Origin of the sequence: Pedobacter immunditicola, assembly GCF_037482985.1 — a bacterium.
Classification (GTDB): domain Bacteria; phylum Bacteroidota; class Bacteroidia; order Sphingobacteriales; family Sphingobacteriaceae; genus Pedobacter; species Pedobacter immunditicola.
Genome location: NZ_JBBHKC010000003.1, coordinates 132816 through 151530, shown reverse-complemented (window position 1 = coordinate 151530; position 18715 = coordinate 132816). Strand labels below are relative to the sequence as shown.

Below are 18715 nucleotides of genomic sequence, written 5' to 3'. Positions count from 1 at the left end.
ATTTAATAAACTTACTGACGTTAATTTCCTGAGGACTTGGTATCATGTGGTTTCTCACTTTTCATCATGGTAAAAAATCTGTTGAATTCGATCTTCACCCTATTGCCTAGCGCTTTATAAAAGCTACCATCCCTTTCAAGTGTCCTCGGACCTGTCCATGGCCGGGCACTGTTTGCTTTAACCTGTACAATGCGACCATATTTCATCATATCGAAAGCAAGGCGGCCATCCTCTCCCCTGACATTATGCATCACATAACCGGCTTTTAAGCCATACTCCTTAACATATCCCATACTGATCCCAAAGGCATTTAAATAAGGTCTTTTGATATGCCTGTAAGCCGCAATGACATCTTTCATTTTCTCCAGTATATATAATTGACTTCTGCTGTAGCCTGCCTCAGGTATAAAGGAATACCGGCCATATACACAGGCAATACCAGGTTGCTGCAATACCTTCATCATTTCGTCCATCCAAGTCGCCGGATAAAGACAATCGGCATCGGCTAAAAGGATGTATTTACCCCTCGCATGCTCCTGCCCCATTTGCCTTGCCGGTCCACAGCCTTGAATAGGTTGAAATAACTTCCTCACGTTTAAGCGATCGATGGTTTCCTGTGTGTGGTCTGATGAGTTATTGTTGACCACAATAAATTCGATAGGTTGCTTATATTGTGTGTTGGAGAGCGAATTCAGGCAACGCAGGATATTTATTTCTTCATTATAAGCGGCGATAATAACTGTTACCAGTGGAACCCGGTTTTGTAGACGATCCAATTTTGTATTCACGTCATCAAACACACTGGATGGAATAGCATCATAGGAATCGAAACTTAGGTTAACATCCTTCACCCAATTTGGGACTTTATAATTTGTCATTAGCTTCATTATGTATAGCTTGGTCTATGTAATTTAAAATACTTTCGTCAACATTTATATCGAACTTCCTTCCAAAAAAGCAGTCGGTTGTCATTAGTTTTGGTTGATCTGCCATGGTTAATATCTTCGGACTTACTTTTCCTTCCGACCAATCAATATAGCGCAAATTATTATTGACCAGCTTATACTGGTAGGGCGAATTATATAATATACTCTGAATTAGAATTTCATCAGCACCCCAGCTCCATTTGAATTTCCAGATAACACTTTTGTTGTTTGCAAAATAATCAACGACATAGACTGCAGACTCCCAATCTAAAGTGAACCAACCAGAGTGACCGATAAACACAAAATCAGCAGGCATTTTTTGTGGTCGAAAAAAGAAGTTAATAACCTTTTCCAGTCGGGTCTTCCCTTTAAAATTAAAATCTGTGAAGTGATAATGACTGAATCTTTTCTTTGCTTCCTCCAGCCATGGATGTCCGGGTAAATGGTACTCCATGAAAATCTTTCGAGGATTATCTTCCAGGAAGGACATAAATGTTTCAGAAGATTTTAGGGCATAGTCCTGCCCGCTGATTAAATTGATGTAATCATACTTCATTGTACTTTTAATAATCTGCTTTATAGAAGCCATAATCGCTTTTACAATGCTGAACCCACCCCAGGTTACATTTTGTCTGTCGCTAATCAATTCCACAAAGGAATGCGTTTCAAGGAAAGCAAAATCTTTTAAGTTACACTTGCTATCCAAGTGAACAAAAGCCTTACAATTAGCATGTTCAAGGCGCAGCAAGAGCCTTTTCAATTGAATCGGTTGATGATGAACCAAAATGATGTGTGCAACCTTCATAGTACATTAAAATATTTTAAGGTAAAGCAATTTCAAATCCCTTACCCCGGTATTTAAGATTCCCTTTATATTGAAGGTTAAAAACTCACGCAAAGAAGTATAGCAGTATAAAAAACCAACAGCAGAAGACAGGACACTGCTCAAGGCGACACCATATAAATTGCCCAACCATAAAATCCCCAGATAATTACCAATCACATTGATGATCAGCATGAGGATCACCTTATAAAAATTTCTTTTTGGCTGGTTGATGATATCCAAGGTGACCCCAGAAAACCTGTCAATAGGATAAATGAGGGAAAGTACCAGGAGAATTCTGAAAATATTGGCAGCATCTGTTCCCAAATACTTCCCGCCGCCAAGTAGAGCCACAGCGTAATCAGCAAACGCGACGCCCAGGATGGCTACGGGTATAAGTGCTATGGTCAACATACCAGAATACTTTTCCATAATAGCAACAACATCATGGTTTCTTTTTTGATTAAACGCTGCCGAAAGATCAGGCATCCCTGCAACAAGAAAACTTCTTAATGGGATCTCGATCACCTCCATTAATCTTTGCGCAACATTATATACCGGAATTAAGGCAGGACCAAGCAAAAAGTTAATCATGAATATATCTGAACTCCTTAACAGGTTGGCACTGATGGAAGTTCCTACACTGAATTTGCCAAAATGATAGACTTCCTGCATACAGGTCCTCGTCTTTTTCATAACGTATTTGAAGCCTGACCAGCCAGTTAATAAACATATAGAGCTGGTAATGATGCAAGTTAAAGCATAGGCGTATAAAACATTGTTAATACTTATTTGATCGGAAATCATCAGAAGAATAATCATCGCTAAAAATGATAATTGATTGATCATGGCCAATGTCAACAGCTGCTTGAACTTTTGATCAGCTTGCAATCGCCATAAAGAAATGGTATAAGGCAAGGTCAGGAAAAATATAATGGCAAACCATTTGATCACGATTTGGATACTGATATCATCAATAAAGGAAAGCAGTAAAAGCGCGGGGACAGTCAAGATAAACGAAAACAAGGTGATTGAAATAGCCAGGAACCAGATAGAGCCTAATACTTCGGCTGCCCTTGACTTTTCAGCTCCTGAATAATATTTCATCAGTGCCATTTGAAGAAAACCTGACCTGAAGGTATCCAATAAACTCAGGGTAGTTTGAAAGAATATCCAATAACCCATGTGTTCAATCTTCATGGACCTTAACAAGAGAACAAAAACCAACATGGCACAACCAGCCGAAAACACATTTGTAGAAAGTGACAGAAAATACTTATTTTTAGCTTGTTCTTTGATTCTTTGTAACATTCATTCTTCAATTACACGGTAACAGCACTGACTGTAATGGCCTCATATATTTTACCTACACTGTTTTCCCAAGTATGGGAAGAGGCAAATGTTTTTCTTTCTTGACTAGCTTCTGCTGAATCCGAAACCATAGCTTCCCGAATATATTTCACGTATTCATGCTTATTGGTCGCTAAATAGCAATGCGCAGCAAATTCAGACATCCCCTCCGTTTTGGTAGCCACTACCGGTTTACCAGCAGCTAAATATTCATCAATTTTACGTGGGTAATTGCCAATGGTGAGCTCATTGACCAATTGCGGATTGATGCATACAGTAAAAGAGCCTACATAAGCCGGCAATTCCTTGGGATCTTTTGACCCTGTGAAATAAACATTCTTAAGTTCATGTAACTGGCTGGCTTTGAATTCATCGTCTTCCGGACCCACCAAAACGATATTCCATTGCGGGTTTTCAGTTGCAATATAAGTAATGATCTCCAGATCAAGCCTAATCGTAGTGAGGGCACCAACATATCCAATAATGGGTTGAGCGATGGTTGTAATTTGATTCGGAACCGCTAGCTCACCAGCTTCTAAAAATGCATCTGTTTCACACCCCTGGCCTACATAATAGGAATTTGGATTGTATCGTTTGCACAAATCTGTCAGGTAGGTAGAATTTGCCACACAGATATCGCTCTTGGCCATCAATTTGGGTTCGAGCCTGACACCGTGGTATTTCCAATAGTCGACAGATAATAGGTAATCCCTCGAATAATAAATACTCAGCTCAGGATTTAACAGTTCTTTCAGGTAAAAGCTTCGAAAAATATCGCTGTCATTAAATAGGATGAAGTTTTCCATTTCCAAAACTGAAATTGCTTTTTTAATAGAATGAGCGAACCGCTGGTTATTCCATTTATTCAATAGGTCGAAGATGAAATCAACTTTAATCCAGTTGACAGATTCAATGATCACATTAGGATCAAAAACCCAAAGATTGGAAGAAATTAATGCCGGACTGTTCTCTTTCTGTTGCATTTTGGCCAGTCTGTTTTTAACAAAAGGTTTGTCCTTATGCCGAAACTTCGTTATCCTGTCCAATGGAGAATTGACATACAAAACCCGGTTATTTTTACTCATCTCCAGGGCAACATCCTTGCAGTTACTGCCAATTTCAGTATCCCAGGGCTGTAATCCAACAATAACTATATCTTTTCCTTGAATCATATGCATTGTCCTTATGTTAATAGTTGCCGTTTTTGTTGTTGCTTGTCCAATAACCAGGTTACATTAAGCAGTGCCACAGCGAGGTAGAAGTAAATGCTTGATGGAAACTGGACGAATGCTTCCTGGGGGTAGTTCCCAATGTTTAAAGCAAACACAATTAAAAGCATCGCTAAACAATAGTTCTTTAGTTCCGGGTCCTTGATTTCAAAATAGTTCTTGATCCCGGTTTTTAAGATCACAAACATCAGCGTACAAAAAATGAACATCCCAACATAACCCAATTCTACCGCCGTCCGCACATATCCACTGTCTGGCGGAAAACTGGCCAGGTAGGAATTAGGTGAAAACCTGCGTCCCCAAGTACCTGTGGCGCCAAGACCTCCCCCAAATGGATGCGATTGAATATAAGGCTGGATTTTTTTCTGGTTAATCTTACGAACATTAAAAGAGGCATCGTCGGAGGGCCTGAAAGCGGTTTGAAATCTTTTGATATGCTGATTGGAGGTTGGGACAAAGATTAACAAAAGAAAGAAAACCAAAGCAATGGAAGAGGCAATCAGTATTTTAAAGTTGAATTTTAAGATCGCTAACATAAATATGGCTATTGGAAGTAAGGGATAAGCCCCACGTGTTCCAGAATAAAGCATGGTTAATAAAAAAAACAACACCAAAAAGCCTAAGATAACCTTCTTGTAAGTTTTCATCTGATTTAACATCAAAACGATACAGAGTATAGAAGCGGTTACCATATTGTAAGCAAAAGCCACAGGTTCAGAGAAAATTGAAAATTTACGCCAACGCCCATCGATAAATAACAGGGAGCGTAGTAGCGGATCGTCGATACTGCGTTCCTCAAATGCAAAAAAGCCAAAATGTTCCTGTTTGAAGGCATATAGGGCCGCGAAAAATGCCAGACCAATCCAAACTTTGATGATAATCCTGATGAAACTAACCGTCTTGATCTGGGCCATAAATATAAAATAAGTCAGCATGACCATGGCAAGCGCCCTGATGGTGTATACCCATGCCAACCTCGACTCTGCGACAGGATTAAGAAACATGAAGAGGTTATAGGCAATCCAAATCAGAATCATATAACTGATGGGATTTTTAAAGATTTCCCAGTTGGGATTCTGCTTTTGACTGATAAAAAGGCCGATAATTAAGAGCAGTTCTATACCATCCATCAAGGTACCAAGCGGAAAATTGATGCCCATCCTCAACACCCACATGATAAAATAGGCAGCGATAAGCAATACCAGGATGCCAAACCTTGGGTAAAACATAATGGAGAAGGCAAACGGGATCCCAATTAAAATAATAAACACCAGCAAACTGAAAGTCAGCCCAAAATGAAAACTGCCCAAAGTAAATAACCCCGTAAACAACACCAACAAAATGGTGAGTAGTATGGGAGAAATTTTAGCTGGGGAGGTGAAGTCGAATTTCATGAAACCTCTTTATAGAAATAGGATCTTGATGAAAAAATAATAAACAGAAACTGCTGAAATGATGATGGCGATCCTATAAGTTACATATTCTATCTTTTTCTGTTCTTCATTACGCTCTTCCTCGTTTTTAAGATTCGGTTTTATCTTCATATTTATGGTAGTGGGTAGTGGCTACGGATGTTTTATTTGCGTTTTTGCTTTTTGCTAAGGATATCAGTTGAAGAAAAATAAACTGAGGTATGCCCTTTAATGATTTATAAATCTTAGGATCAGCATTTGACTTTCTTAAGGCCAGGTAAAATCCTGTTATAAATAACAAGAAAGCAATTAGCCAGCTGATGAAGCCTATCCCAGAGCTGAAAATGTTAAGTAACAAAAAGAGACCGGACAAAAGGATAAACATAAATAGCGGAGGTCTTAACAGGATAAGGCCAAACAAAAACTGGTTCATGCTGCTATTTTTAATACCCTTACCAATGATTTCGAAGCCGAATTTGAAGTATTTAAACCAGGTATTAATCCACCGCGCCCGTTGGTTGACCAACTGGTTTGACTGCGAAGTTTTCTCATCGTAGACGATAGCTTGATCAGCGAAAGCAATACGAAGATCTTTCCCAACAATCGCTGCTTGTAGAACTTTGTCAAAACCGGCACCCGTAATATCCAGGTGACCTAGACAAGCTTTATACAGCCTTGTCGTAAAGGCCATTCCAGAACCTGAAAGGGTTGCAGAGGAATTTAATTCAAAAAGGACTTTTCCATCGTAAAAATGGTAGTAAAGATCCCTTGCTGCATCGAGGCAAGCATAGGTGGTGTCCAGGTTCTTGGCTTTTCTTATGCCTTGTACGGCCTGGAAGCCATTGTTGAAATAAGGATTGAGCTGGTTTAAATACTCAGGATCAACCAGGTTATCACTATCAATGATGGTAAGTCTTTCATGAGGCCTGATGAAATTATTAATCCCATAAAAATGAGAACGTGTGTTACTCGAGAGTATTTCGGGCGGAGTTAATATAATAACGCGTTTATCCTCAAAATAAAGGTCACTGGTGTCACAGTGATCAGCTACAATATAGATGATGTAATTGCTGTAATTCAAACGCAATAGTGATTGAACCACTACTGGCAATTGATTTGTTTGTTGGTAAGCGGTTACAATAATTGCATAATCAATTTCATCCCGGGTTTTTTCCACTGCGTAAACCACTGGCTTTTTAAGCTTCCACAGGATATACAGAAAAATGGGAAGGACTAAGTTATAGCCAATAAAGACCTGAACAACAATCCAGATGGTGTTTACAACTTCCATTAATTTCCTTTCGTATTAACTTTATTGATTACCCAGCCTATAAAGGCACCGGTTTCTTTTAAATAAGCCATATGATTTTTCATCCGCTGGTTAATTGTCGTACCAGCCGCAAATACCGAAACAATGTCTTTTGAAAATAACCCCCACTCTTTAGCTTGGTTATTATCATTTAAGGCGGCAGTTTCAATGATGATTAAATCATAAATACTTTTCATCTCTTCCAGTTTGGATTGAATAGTTTCCAAACTAGCGAGTTCTAATAATGAGGTATCCCCTCCTTTGTTGCTCAATATGTCCATAGAGCCTGTATGATTTTTATTTAAATCAACCTGACCTTTAAGAAAATCTTCCAGATAAATTTTTGCGGTGGAGGCTTTTGAAATGCTGGGGTTGGTAAAATTGCCATCGATGACTAAAACTTTCTTATTCGTCATTTTCCAGGCGAGTGCAAGGCTCAGGGCAATCAGTGTTTTACCCTCACCTGCATTAATACTGGTCAGCACCAACACCTTATCTTTTAAGTCGCGCTCGATCTCATAACGTATGGATCGAAGTTGATTTTTAAAAGTCAATAAATCAGGTTCAATGGATTCCTGGTTCCATAAACCCCCAAGGTCTACCGAAGGACTTACCAGCTTGTTCACGTCCCCTAAGACGGGTTCGTTGGTGGCATTTGCCAATTCTTGTGCAGTATGAAGACTATGGTCAACAAAGTAGATCACAAAAATGACCATTGTGCAAAAAACAAAGCTGATGATTCCGCTTAATATAACCAGTAACATCTTTTTTGAAGGTTTTGCTGGGCCCGCATCACCTGGTTGAACCACATTCATGCTCGAGGAAAATGAAGATTCCAGGCTGCTTTGGTTAAATTTATTGAGGATATCAAGGTATTCTCTGCTGGCAATATCAATAGTCAATTCCAGCGACTGTACATCTGCCTCCTTTGGCACCAATACATCAAACTGCCCATTGAGCGACTTCAACTTATTTTCTAAAGAGTTGATGCTGTACCTGGAGATATCAAGTTGAACTTCGAGATCAAGTTTCTGACTGATCAGTTCCTGTTTTGTGTTTAGCGGATTGGTAATGTACTGATCAGCAGATTTATTAATTTGTGCGGTTAACTGCCTGCTTAAAGAATCGTAACTCGACTTGTATTTTGGATTAAGATCATTTTTGATGTACAAATCATAAAGTGAACTGAGTTCTTCTTTTGTGTCGGAAATGGATTGATTCACTTTAGAAAGTGTAGCCTCCATATAACTTCTTTCACGCGGATCAAACTTTTTATCGATCTCACGTAAAGCACCTGCATAAGAAGAGGTCTTGTTAATGGCTTCCTGTTTTTTGGTATCATACTCAAGAATCAGGTTGTACAATTGTTTGGATTGTTCTGTAAGGTTTAATACCCCGTTTTTGATCTTGTATTTCCGAAGCTGTTCCATTCTGTTGGACAACGTATCGCTTTTTTCAGCAAGTAATGTATTCAGAAAGGTATGCGCTTTTTCTTGGCTTTTTCGTATCGCAGAGGAATAATTTTTAATAAACTCCGCCGAAATGGTATTTACGACGAATGCGGAAAGTTCGGGGCTTTCGGACTCGAATTGTACCACAATAAAATCGCTGTCTCCGGGACGGTAAATGTATAATTTCGATTTTATGGATTCGGCATCATACCCCATGGATTTTAACACCTTAAAAAGTCCGTTTTGATCCTCATTGCTGAGTATTAGACTTTGGTTCTTCTGGTATTTTTCAAGATATACTTCTTTAGCGTGTGTCCGGGCTGATGCGTTCAACTCCTGTAAAAGTTGGCTTGGCTTTTTAAACGGTGTGTTTGTGCTCAGGTCATGTAGCATGAGCTGGAAAGATACCTGATCCAGTACCTTGTTCATTTTCATGGTTTCCATGAGGTTACTAAACTTCTGATTAACCTTATCCCGGTCTATAGCTTGTACTACAATGGATTGCTGCTGTGTCTCGTCTACGATACCGGTTGAAATCTGCGCCTGGGACACATAAGAATTTGGCAGATTGCGAACCAAAAAGAAAGTAATCATGATGGTTACTATCGGAACAATGATTAGTGTCAGCCTGTACTTCTTTATAAGATTTAAAAACTTATATACTTGGTCCATTATTTTATATCTTCTATCCTGGTAACGGTTAATTCTTCTAAAGCGGCTTTGGCACTCAGGTAATTGGCTTCAATTTGCAATTTAGTTTGTTGGGCCTGATTGACCGTGGTTGAAGCACTGTTAAACTCCAAAAAGGTGACTTCCCCTCTCTGGTACTTCGTTTTTATGGCCTCGAAATCAGTTTTGGCATTAATATAGGCATTATGGGCTGGAACAAGTGATTTCTGATATTGTAGATAAAGGAAGTACCTGTTTTTAACAAGGGAGGCCAGTTGAAGAAAATACTCTTCTTCGTTAGCCTGGGCTATCTTGACCTGCTCTTTTGCCTTCTTGATGTTTCCTGGCTTTGCAAACAACTGCCCGGGGTTAACGCTAATTCCGAACTGATAACCGGTGAGAAGATCGGCGGTTGTTAAATTTACTGAATTGATATTCGCGTCATTGGACCTGGCTACATATTGTAAAGAAAAGGGATCTAACCAGGAAATTTTAGCCGCAGACAAGTCGCTTTTGGCCATCGCGATTTCGCTGTTGAGGGCCTTAACTTTTGGATAATTGGCTTGAGCTGTCGTAACCAATTTTTCTAGATAGATAGGAGATACTTCACTTAAAAGACTTTCTTGCGCAGCAACGTTTTGTGTTAGTAAGAGAAGAAAAAAGAAAATAGGAATTAAGGTAAATGCGGACTTCTTATGCATAGACAAATAAAGTATGATCAAAGATATAAGTTCTTCTTACAAATAAGCTAATATTGTACAATTCAGTCCAATATAATGATTAAACAATGAGATTATTATTTGAAAAAATAAAAAATAATCCTAGATTAAAAAAAATAACACACTGGTTGATTGTCCCCCAAAATGAGGCCAGACCTAGAAAGTGGGTAAGCTGGTTTTTAAATCCTTTCTTTCATCAAAAGAAAAAGGGAAGCAGGATCAGGTACAACACCAGGATGGATGTCCTGCCTTTTAGGTATTTTGAATTAGGTCATGATTCCATTATCGAAGATTTTAGTACCGTTAACAATGGCGTTGGCGATGTGGTGATAGGTGATCATACCCTTATTGGTATGAGTAATGTAATCATAGGCCCTGTAACGATTGGAAACAACGTTATAACGGCACAACATGTAGTGATGAGTGGATTAAACCACGTATATACAGATGTATTAACACCAATTTCCAAGCAGGCAGTAAAAACTGCAGCAATAGTCATTGAGGATGATTGCTGGATTGCTGCTAATGTGGTGATTACTGCTGGGATAAAAATAGGAAAACACACAGTGATTGCTGCTGGAGCAGTGGTTACTAAAGATGTTCCTCCCTATTCCATTGTGGCCGGGAACCCCGGTAAAGTCATTAAAAAGTTTGACTTTGAAACGAATGCCTGGATAAAAGCATAGCTGTCTGGGTATCGCTTTTGGATCAGATTGCAAATTCAAAACGGTAAATCCCCGAACCCAGGTTTATTTCCAGGTCATTACCCTTTATTTCCACTTGTCTTATCTCTTTAACATCCTTTAGTGCCTTCCCATTTTCGGTGACATTTGCTTTACCAGCTCCCGGTAAACGAACCAGCGCTGTGGCATTAGGCGGAATAGTGACATCTAGTTTAAACATGCCATTTTCAATTTTCCATTCACTTGCGGTTAAGCCGTATAATGTTTCCAACTTAGTGGATGCATGAGAGATACCCCCTCCCGGCTGGGGCGCAATGGTTACTTTTTTATAGCCAGGTGCCGATCCATCGGTATCCAACCCTCCCATCACGCGGTACATCCAATCTCCGATTGCCCCATAAGCATAGTGATTAAAAGAATTCATTCCGATAGTCTGAAATGAGCCATCAGGTTTAACACCATCCCAACGCTCCCATATGGTGGTTGCACCCATTTTTATAGGGTATAGCCATGAAGGATAACTTTCCTGGAGCAATAACTTATAAGCTACATCGGTACGGCCAAAACGGGATAAAACATGACAGAGATAAGGTGTTCCTAAAAAACCGGTGGTTAAATGTGTGCCGTAATTTTCAATGTTAGCAACCAGGTAATCAACCGCCTGAGGACGCAGATCTTCAGGGAGCATATCAAAATTTAAAGCCAGCACATACGCCGTCTGTGAGCTGGATACCAGGCGGCCATTTGGAGTCATATATTCCTTTAAAAATACAGCTTTAATATTTTTCAGCAGGTCAGTATAAGTCGCTGCATCCGCATCATTTCCCAAAACTTGGGCCGCATTAATCAATAGCTGCGTGGAGTGTGCATAAAATGCCTGTGCGATTAAGTATTTATCGGTAACAGCAGAGCGACCGTCATTATCATCTTCCGGACGATAGAATAGCCAGTCACCAAAATGAAACCCTGTATTCCATAAATGCGCCTTACTTTTACTGGTCATAAAGTCAACCCAAGCCTTCATACTCGGGTACTGTGTTTGCAGAATCCCTTTATCACCATAAGTGAGGTACATATCCCATGGTATAATGGTAGCAGCATCTGCCCATCCGGTTGAACCGGTAGCATTATCACCTAAAACGTTAGGAACAACGAAAGGCACACTTCCATTGGGAAGCTGATCGGCTGCAACATCCTTCATCCACTTGGTAAAGAATCCGGCGACATCCATATTAAAAGCAGCAGTGCGGTAAAAAACCTGGGCATCACCTGTCCATCCCAAACGCTCATCACGTTGCGGACAATCGGTTGGCACATCCAGGAAATTTCCTTTCTGTCCCCACACAATATTCTTTTGAAGCTGGTTCAATAAAGGATTGGACGTAGAAAATGTACCTGTAGTTTCCATGTCTGAATAAACCGCGATTGCCTTGAAAGCTTCCGTGTTCAAATTAACCAGACTACCAGATACTTTCACGTACCTGAAACCCATATAAGTAAAATTGGGTTCGTAGCTTTCCAGCCCACCTCCTTTAAAAGTATATTTAACCTGTTGTTTTGCACTCCTCAGGTTATCGGTGTAAAAGTTACCAGCTTTATCCAACACCTCAGCATGTTCAAGCATTAATGAAGTTCCTGCTTTGCCCCTCAGCTTAAACTGTACCCAGCCGACCAGGTTCTGGCCAAAATCCAACACTGTATCTCCCTTTGGCGTTTTAATCAGTTTGATAACGTAAAATTCCTCCTTTTTGCGAGCAGGGGGACTAATGCTGCTGACCAATGTTTCTTTCCCCGCATCGAGTAGGTGGACCGGCTTCCACTGGCTATCATTATATTTCGCAGTTGCCCAGCCATTTTTTTCTAGCCTGGCATCGTAAATTTCACCATTATACAAATCAGAAATAAGGACAGGACCATAACTGTATTTCCAGCTGCCATCACTGCTAACTGTTTTTTTTGTGCCATCATGGTATTCCAGCTCCAGCTGCAGCAGGCCCGAAAGATTGTTACCGTAAAAGTTCCGTTGTTTCTCAAAACCGATAAAGCCACGGTACCAACCATCACCTAAAGTAAAACCAATAGCATTTTGCCCGGCATTCACTAAATGGGTAACATCGTAACCATGGTATTGCAGACGCTTGCGGTAACTTGTCCAGCCGGGAGAAAAATGATCATTACCTACTCTTTTACCATTCAATCGAGCCTCGTACACACCATGTGAGGTCACAAAAAGCGTAGCTGCTTTAATTCCACCATTGCTGGTGAACACCTTTCTAAATAATGGACTTGGCCCTGCAACGGTATCCGCCAGTGAACTTGTAATCCATTGTGCTTTCCAGTCATTTGCTGTTAACAACCCTGTCCGCCATGAATTAACTGTACTCCAGGCTGATTCACGGCCATGACTATCTTTCACGCTTACCTGCCAGAAATACCGGGTATTGGACTGCAACGCGGGGCCCTGATAAGGAATAAACACAGAAGCATCACTCTTCTGATGATCATTCCAAATAACTTTCTTGCCGGCAATTAAAGACAATGAATCTGTTCCTACACGAATTTTATAAGAGGTCTGCAGCACATTTCGAGTATCGGACTTAAGTTTCCAGCTCAAACGGGGAGTGGTGGCATCTATGCCTACAGGATTCTGCTGGTACTCGGTTTTTAAGTCTGTAAATTGTAACCCTTGTCCGGATGCTGAAAACCCGCTTAAGGTAAATCCAACAATGATTGCCCATAACAGGGAATAAGGTTTTGCGATCAATCTGTGTTCAATCATAGCAGTAAACAATGACATGGGCATCAATCTAATTTAATTAACAGATACAGCCCAGGCATCCTGCACCATCCTGTATAAGGCTTATGAGATTGACACCATCATCAGATGCTAAGAAAAAAATCAGGAAGAACTTTGTTTATTTGCCGATCGTGGATGAACTTTATACTTTTTCTTTTTGAACCATTGCAGGAATGGTCTTGAAGATAATCTTGACATCCAGCCAGAAAGAAAAATTCTGGGCATAAAAATTATCCAGCTTTTTACGTTCTCTTTCAGACATATCTTCTCTGCCCCTTCTGCTTACCTGCCATAGTCCGGTTAAACCGGCAGGCCCTAAGAAACGCATGCTCCATTCATTTGAAGTCAGGGTTTCTGCCTCATATAAAGGCAGTGGACGGTTCCCAACCAGGGACATATCTCCTTTAAATACATTAAACAATTGTGGCAGCTCATCAATGCTGTATTTCCTGATAAATGCACCGATTTTTGTAACCCTCGGATCGTTTTTCAATTTTACGAATGTTGTTTTACCGGCCTCAGATTTATCATATTGATTGAGATTGCTCAGCGAATCCAATTCCTTATTGGCATTATTGCGCATGGACCGGAATTTATAAAAGTCAAAGATATGGTATCCAGTTCCTACCCTTTTGCTCCTGAATATAACCGGGCCTCTTGACTCTACGGCAACAGCTGCTGCGACAAGGATTAATAATGGCGAAAGCAGCAATAAGGCACATCCTGATGCTAGCACGTCAAATGTCCTTTTATATAGTGGCATTTTAAAATTGACATCGATCTTGGAAAGATCTGAAAGCTGTGGTTTGATTAATTTGAACTTAACCAGAAATATAATCCGTTCACACAAATCATTTACTGGAAATGGCTGAATATATAAATCGTTTACTTTATAGCTCATTGCCTTTTCCCGAAGGCCCGGTTGTCTGCCATTAGATAAGAGAATTAACACCAATCCCTTTAATAAGGGATCTGTCTTTATTTTTGAGATAAATGCAAAACATTTCTCTGTGTCAGCAACCTCAATAATGATAACGTCTGGTAAATTGAATAAAGATTGCTCTTTAAGATAAGACTCACAATGATCAATATTTGCCTCGGCATGAACAATGAAAGATTCCTGTAAAACAGCCAATACTTCTGTCGTAAAAGACGACCCTGAATATAATAACCGAATAGTGTTTTTTGTTGAATTAACCAGGGACGGGTTAGTTGCCAACGGGTTCATACTTTCTGAAAACATCAATGATAGCGTTTTTTAATTGGGTCGGATTAAAAGGCTTAGGCACATAGGCATCTACTTTGAATTGCATTTGCGATACTCTTTCATCCAGGTTACTGGCACCTGATAAAATGATAACAGGTGTATCTCTGTAAAATCCGCTGATCTTTAGGTTATGTATAAATGAACTACCGTCAAAATAGGGCATTTCAAGATCAGAAAGAATTAATGAAGGTGAATGCCCTTCTTCAAGCCAGGTAAGTGCATCCACACCACTGGTTTTAATAATTAAATCGTAATCTGCAGAAAGTACGAAATTCAATAATTTGAGAATGGTAATCTCATCATCTACAATCAGTATTTGCTTTTTAGCCATTTCCTTTATGCTAACCTTTATTAGTAGGCGAACATACAAAATTTATAATATGTTATAAAGAGATTATATAACATATTATAAATTTTTGTACATACCTAAAAATTATTGATCTACTCTGCCGGATTTTCTATCTTGTCCTCTTCCTATAATATATCCTGTACCGGCACCAACTACACCACCGATAACCGCTCCTCTACCTTTCTTTTTATCAATCAGCGCACCACCTACAGCACCAGCAGCACCACCAATTACACTGGCTTTAGCAGCTTGACTCCAGCCTTCTTTTTTATTGGCAGTCGTTGTCGATGAGCTGGATTGAGATCCTGAGGTTGCAGAAGGAGCTCTTGCTTCCCTGCGTTCAGACAATAAAAGCATTCTTTTTTCTTCTGCAACGTTCTTTTCGTGTGCCAGGCGCTCTATTTCTTGTTGTTTAACCACAGCAGCTTTTTCAAAGCTGTCTACTCTTAAACTATCACGTACTTCTTTTAGGGCAACTTGTTTTGCAGCTTCCAGGGCAGCCGCTTCTTCAGCCTTGTTACTACAAGATGCCATCACGGTTGCAATTGCGAGTATAGAAAGTAATTTTTTCATATCAATAGTATTTAATTTATGAATCAATTACATCTAAGAAAAAACTATGCCAAGTTTCCCTATTTTTTTACTTTTCCAGTAAAGGCGAATGCCCTAACGAACCATTATCATTATTGTCGTCTGTTTCCCCATCCGGGTTTCCAGAGATTCTATCATTGTCGTTATCCAGATAATGGTAAGGGGTGTCTGAAGAATGATCTGCATCCAGTCCTAAATTTCCCTGTTCATCCTCTTTATTTTCCACTGATTGATGTGATGAAAGTTTCTTTTTCTTATCTGGTGTATTCTTTTTAATATTCATATTCCTAAAATCTAATTACATTTTAAACAAAAAAACCATAGTTAAAGTTTAGTTAAATGCGATTTTACATTTTTTATGGTTTTTTTTTAAAGCTTGTGATGTTGTTTTTTGGAATTTAATATTCAATTGTTTACTTTCACATCGAATTATATATAAAAATATGCGTAAGACAGGAAAAGTTAAATGGTTTAATTCTTCAAAAGGGTTTGGTTTTATCACCCCTGAAGAAGGAGGTAAAGATATATTCGTACATTTCTCTGCAATTGCAGGAGACTCATTCAAAGAATTAAATGAGGGAGACGATGTTGAATTTGAATTAAATGAAGGTAAAAAAGGACCTGAAGCTTCAAATGTAAGAGTTCTTTAATCATACTCTAAAAGAATTGGAAGGGGTTTGCTAATGGCATCACCCCTTTTTTTATTTTAATATAATTATATTGAGCAAAAGCAACCATCATGAGCTTGCAGCTTATAAGGAGTAATGAACAAGCCGATGATAGCTTCTTCACCATTAAACAACACACTATATACTTATGAACATCAGTAAAAACACCAGAAGTATCAGTATTGTGGGTTGCGGCTGGTATGGGTTTGAAATGGCTGAAAACCTGCTTGCCTTAGGATATATGGTAAAAGGATCTACTACGACAGCTGCGAAATTGCTTCCTATGGCCGAAGCAGGAATCAAACCATATCTTCTGAATTTTGAAGCTGGTACCAAGCTAGTGCCAGGGGATTTTTTTGATGCTGATGTGCTGATCATTTGTATTCCTCCGAAAAGAAATGAGGAACAGCTACAACAATACCCTGATAAAATTAAGAAAATTGCTGACCTTACCGTAGCTCATCGTTTGAAGAACGTGATTTTTATCAGCGCAACATCGGTGTACGGTGATATTAAAAAGGCCGTTACAGAATTAAGCCCCATCCATCCTCAAACACTCTCTGGCAAACAGGTGCTAAAGGCAGAGCAGCTGCTTAACGCTAACCCCAATTTTAACACCACAATTTTACGTTTCAGTGGATTAGTAGGCCCTGGAAGACATCCAGGCCGATTCTTCGCCGGCAAAACAAATATCCCTAACGGTAAAGCACCCGTTAACCTGATTCATCTGCAGGATTGCATAGACATTACCCTGCTCATCCTTAAATTGGAGGCTTTTGGCTATACCTTTAATGCCTCGGCTCCTGACCATCCGCAAAAACAGGTATTTTATACGGCAGCAGCAAAAGCAATTAACCTCGATGAGCCACAATTTATTGATGAGTTAAAAGGATGGAAAACAATTTCCAGTATCCAGGTTCCGAAGCTGCTCAACTATAAATACAAAACAGATAATTGGATGGACTGGTTACAAGAAGATTAAATTTAATTTAATAACTTGTAACTCTTTTAAAAATTACAATAAATATTAGGTAATAAACTTTATGAAATTAACCATTTGGGGAGCTGCACATCAGGTAACTGGAAGTATGCATCTCCTGCAAACTGAGAACTATAACATTCTGATTGATTGTGGTTTAGATTATGAGAAAGGTACCTTCCAGGAAGATAATGAATATTTTCCCTTTGATCCTTCGACAATAGACGTCGTTATATTAACCCACGCACATATAGACCATACAGGCAACCTGCCCACTTTAGTTCGATCAGGCTTTAAAGGCCAGGTCTTATGTACACCGCCTACTGCAGACCTCACAGAATTATTATTAATGGATTCTGTAAATGTTTTTCTTAGTAAACTTCAAAAAACACGGCGAGGTAAAGGTAGAAGGTTCAATCCCGGGCCAAGGCCATTATACCTGCACCACCATGTAAATGAAACGGTTAGCCGTTTTGTGACCATCAATTTCCATAGGGAGTTTAATATTACAGACCAAATATCGCTGACCTTTATTCCTGCAGGTCATTTACTGGGTGCAGCAATTGCAATTTTAAAAATCAATGAAAACGGAACCATTAAAAAAATAGCCTTTACTGGCGATTTGGGCCGAAAAAACTACCCGGTTTTAGTAGATCCTGAAATGATTCCTCCGGTAGATTACCTGGTTTCGGAAGCTACCTATGGTGGCAGGTTCCATACAACAGGTACTACTTTAGAAAACAAATTGGTAGAAATTATCAACGAGTCCTGTGTTAAATTTCCAGGCAGGCTCATCATCCCGGCCTTTAGCATCGGCAGAACGCAGGCCCTGGTGTTTGCCCTTAACAAAATATTCAGTAAAGGCCTGCTGCCCCCGGTTAAAGTATTTGTGGATAGTCCGCTTGCTGGTCTGGCGACAGATGTCTACCGCAAACACCATGCTTTGGTGAGTGAGGAATCAAGGGAATTCTATAAAAACAACGGTGATGAATTTGAGTTCGATGCACTTTCTTATGTTGACGAAAAAAAAGAAAGCGCCTCCATTTCCAATTATCATGAACCTTGTATCATTATATCTTCTGCAGGGATGCTTGAGGGTGGGCGGATTCAGGACCATTTATACCATAACATCCAGAACTATTACTGTACCATACTTTTTATTGGCTATTGCGCAAAAGGAACATTAGGCAACAGACTATTAAGAGGAGATCCAATCGTGCGTTTGAGAAATAGGGATCTCATGGTCTATGCGAGCATTAAACAAACCGATTTATTAAGTGGCCATGGAGATCATAATGACCTGATGGAAACCATAAAATCTCAGGACCCCACTCAGCTCCGGAAAGTATTTCTCGTTCATGGAGAAGATCAATCGTTGGGAATGCTTGCTTCCGCGCTTAAAAATGAAGGTTATAAAGTAGAAATACCTAAAAAAGGGGAAATTTTTGAGTTGTAAACGTAAAATTATTCTATATTTTGTAGTAAAAACTATA

The 18715-nt window shown here is 39.5% G+C and carries 18 protein-coding genes; 4 read left to right on the top strand and 14 right to left on the bottom strand.

The genetic code is table 11. The features are described 5' to 3' along the window. Positions 1 to 20: 20 nt before the first annotated feature. From WG905_RS05620 to WG905_RS05580, 9 genes are read right to left on the bottom strand one after another with little or no spacing between them, the layout of a single operon-like run. A complete protein-coding gene (locus WG905_RS05620) occupies positions 21 to 878 on the bottom strand; it encodes a glycosyltransferase family 2 protein (protein WP_339590729.1) in 858 nt (285 codons plus the stop codon). Beyond that, positions 865 to 1731, bottom strand: coding sequence for a beta-1,6-N-acetylglucosaminyltransferase (locus tag WG905_RS05615; protein ID WP_339590728.1), 867 nt, complete (start codon positions 1729 to 1731; stop codon positions 865 to 867). The genes WG905_RS05620 and WG905_RS05615 overlap by 14 nt, the downstream gene beginning before the upstream one ends. A gap of 6 nt (positions 1732 to 1737) precedes the next feature. After that, positions 1738 to 3060 carry a lipopolysaccharide biosynthesis protein gene (locus WG905_RS05610; protein WP_339590727.1) on the bottom strand — a complete coding sequence of 441 codons (1323 nt, stop codon included), beginning with the start codon at positions 3058 to 3060 and terminating at the stop codon, positions 1738 to 1740. Positions 3061 to 3071: 11 nt separating this feature from the next. Continuing rightward, complete coding sequence (locus WG905_RS05605; RefSeq protein WP_339590726.1) at positions 3072 to 4277, bottom strand: glycosyltransferase; 1206 nt, start codon at positions 4275 to 4277, stop codon at positions 3072 to 3074. A gap of 5 nt (positions 4278 to 4282) precedes the next feature. After that, positions 4283 to 5722, bottom strand: coding sequence for an O-antigen ligase family protein (locus tag WG905_RS05600; RefSeq protein ID WP_339590725.1), 1440 nt, complete (start codon positions 5720 to 5722; stop codon positions 4283 to 4285). A 9-nt stretch (positions 5723 to 5731) separates the two neighbouring features. Further along, positions 5732 to 5872, bottom strand: a complete 141-nt coding sequence (locus WG905_RS05595; protein ID WP_339590724.1) for a hypothetical protein — start codon at positions 5870 to 5872, stop codon at positions 5732 to 5734. Next, positions 5850 to 7031, bottom strand: a complete 1182-nt coding sequence (locus tag WG905_RS05590) for a glycosyltransferase (protein ID WP_339590723.1) — start codon at positions 7029 to 7031, stop codon at positions 5850 to 5852. The genes WG905_RS05595 and WG905_RS05590 overlap by 23 nt, the downstream gene beginning before the upstream one ends. Further along, positions 7031 to 9172 carry an exopolysaccharide transport family protein gene (locus WG905_RS05585; protein ID WP_339590722.1) on the bottom strand — a complete coding sequence of 714 codons (2142 nt, stop codon included), beginning with the start codon at positions 9170 to 9172 and terminating at the stop codon, positions 7031 to 7033. The genes WG905_RS05590 and WG905_RS05585 overlap by 1 nt, the downstream gene beginning before the upstream one ends. Next, positions 9172 to 9870 (bottom strand): TolC family protein, encoded by a 699-nt coding sequence (locus WG905_RS05580; RefSeq protein ID WP_339590721.1) that lies wholly within the window; start codon positions 9868 to 9870, stop codon positions 9172 to 9174. The genes WG905_RS05585 and WG905_RS05580 overlap by 1 nt, the downstream gene beginning before the upstream one ends. A gap of 86 nt (positions 9871 to 9956) precedes the next feature. Here WG905_RS05580 and WG905_RS05575 point away from each other — a divergent pair, with 86 nt between their 5' ends. Further along, on the top strand, positions 9957 to 10574 hold the full coding sequence (locus tag WG905_RS05575) for an acyltransferase (protein ID WP_339590720.1): 618 nt from the start codon (positions 9957 to 9959) through the stop codon (positions 10572 to 10574). Between the two features lie 22 nt (positions 10575 to 10596). On the opposite strand, the gene WG905_RS05570 is transcribed toward WG905_RS05575, so the two are convergent. The 5 genes from WG905_RS05570 to WG905_RS05550 all read right to left on the bottom strand — a co-directional run bounded on the left by WG905_RS05570 (position 10597) and on the right by WG905_RS05550 (position 15858). Then, positions 10597 to 13368: a family 78 glycoside hydrolase catalytic domain gene (locus tag WG905_RS05570; RefSeq protein WP_339590719.1), complete on the bottom strand. Its 2772-nt coding sequence runs from the start codon at positions 13366 to 13368 to the stop codon at positions 10597 to 10599. A 142-nt stretch (positions 13369 to 13510) separates the two neighbouring features. Beyond that, entirely contained in the window at positions 13511 to 14611 is a 1101-nt protein-coding gene (locus WG905_RS05565) for a sugar transferase (RefSeq protein ID WP_339590718.1), read from the bottom strand. Beyond that, positions 14577 to 14966 carry a response regulator gene (locus tag WG905_RS05560; RefSeq protein ID WP_339590717.1) on the bottom strand — a complete coding sequence of 130 codons (390 nt, stop codon included), beginning with the start codon at positions 14964 to 14966 and terminating at the stop codon, positions 14577 to 14579. The genes WG905_RS05565 and WG905_RS05560 overlap by 35 nt, the downstream gene beginning before the upstream one ends. Positions 14967 to 15068: 102 nt before the next feature. Continuing rightward, positions 15069 to 15557, bottom strand: a complete 489-nt coding sequence (locus WG905_RS05555; protein ID WP_339590716.1) for a YMGG-like glycine zipper-containing protein — start codon at positions 15555 to 15557, stop codon at positions 15069 to 15071. 67 nt (positions 15558 to 15624) lie between these two features. Then, positions 15625 to 15858 (bottom strand): hypothetical protein, encoded by a 234-nt coding sequence (locus WG905_RS05550; RefSeq protein ID WP_339590715.1) that lies wholly within the window; start codon positions 15856 to 15858, stop codon positions 15625 to 15627. Between the two features lie 160 nt (positions 15859 to 16018). On the opposite strand from WG905_RS05550, the gene WG905_RS05545 reads away from it, so the two are divergent. The 3 genes from WG905_RS05545 (at position 16019) to WG905_RS05535 (ending at position 18678) form a co-directional block, all read left to right on the top strand. Next, entirely contained in the window at positions 16019 to 16225 is a 207-nt protein-coding gene (locus WG905_RS05545; RefSeq protein WP_196858447.1) for a cold-shock protein, read from the top strand. A gap of 166 nt (positions 16226 to 16391) precedes the next feature. Further along, positions 16392 to 17225, top strand: coding sequence for an NAD-dependent epimerase/dehydratase family protein (locus tag WG905_RS05540; RefSeq protein WP_339590714.1), 834 nt, complete (start codon positions 16392 to 16394; stop codon positions 17223 to 17225). A 61-nt stretch (positions 17226 to 17286) separates the two neighbouring features. Further along, positions 17287 to 18678, top strand: coding sequence for an MBL fold metallo-hydrolase (locus tag WG905_RS05535; RefSeq protein ID WP_339590713.1), 1392 nt, complete (start codon positions 17287 to 17289; stop codon positions 18676 to 18678). Positions 18679 to 18715: the final 37 nt, after the last annotated feature.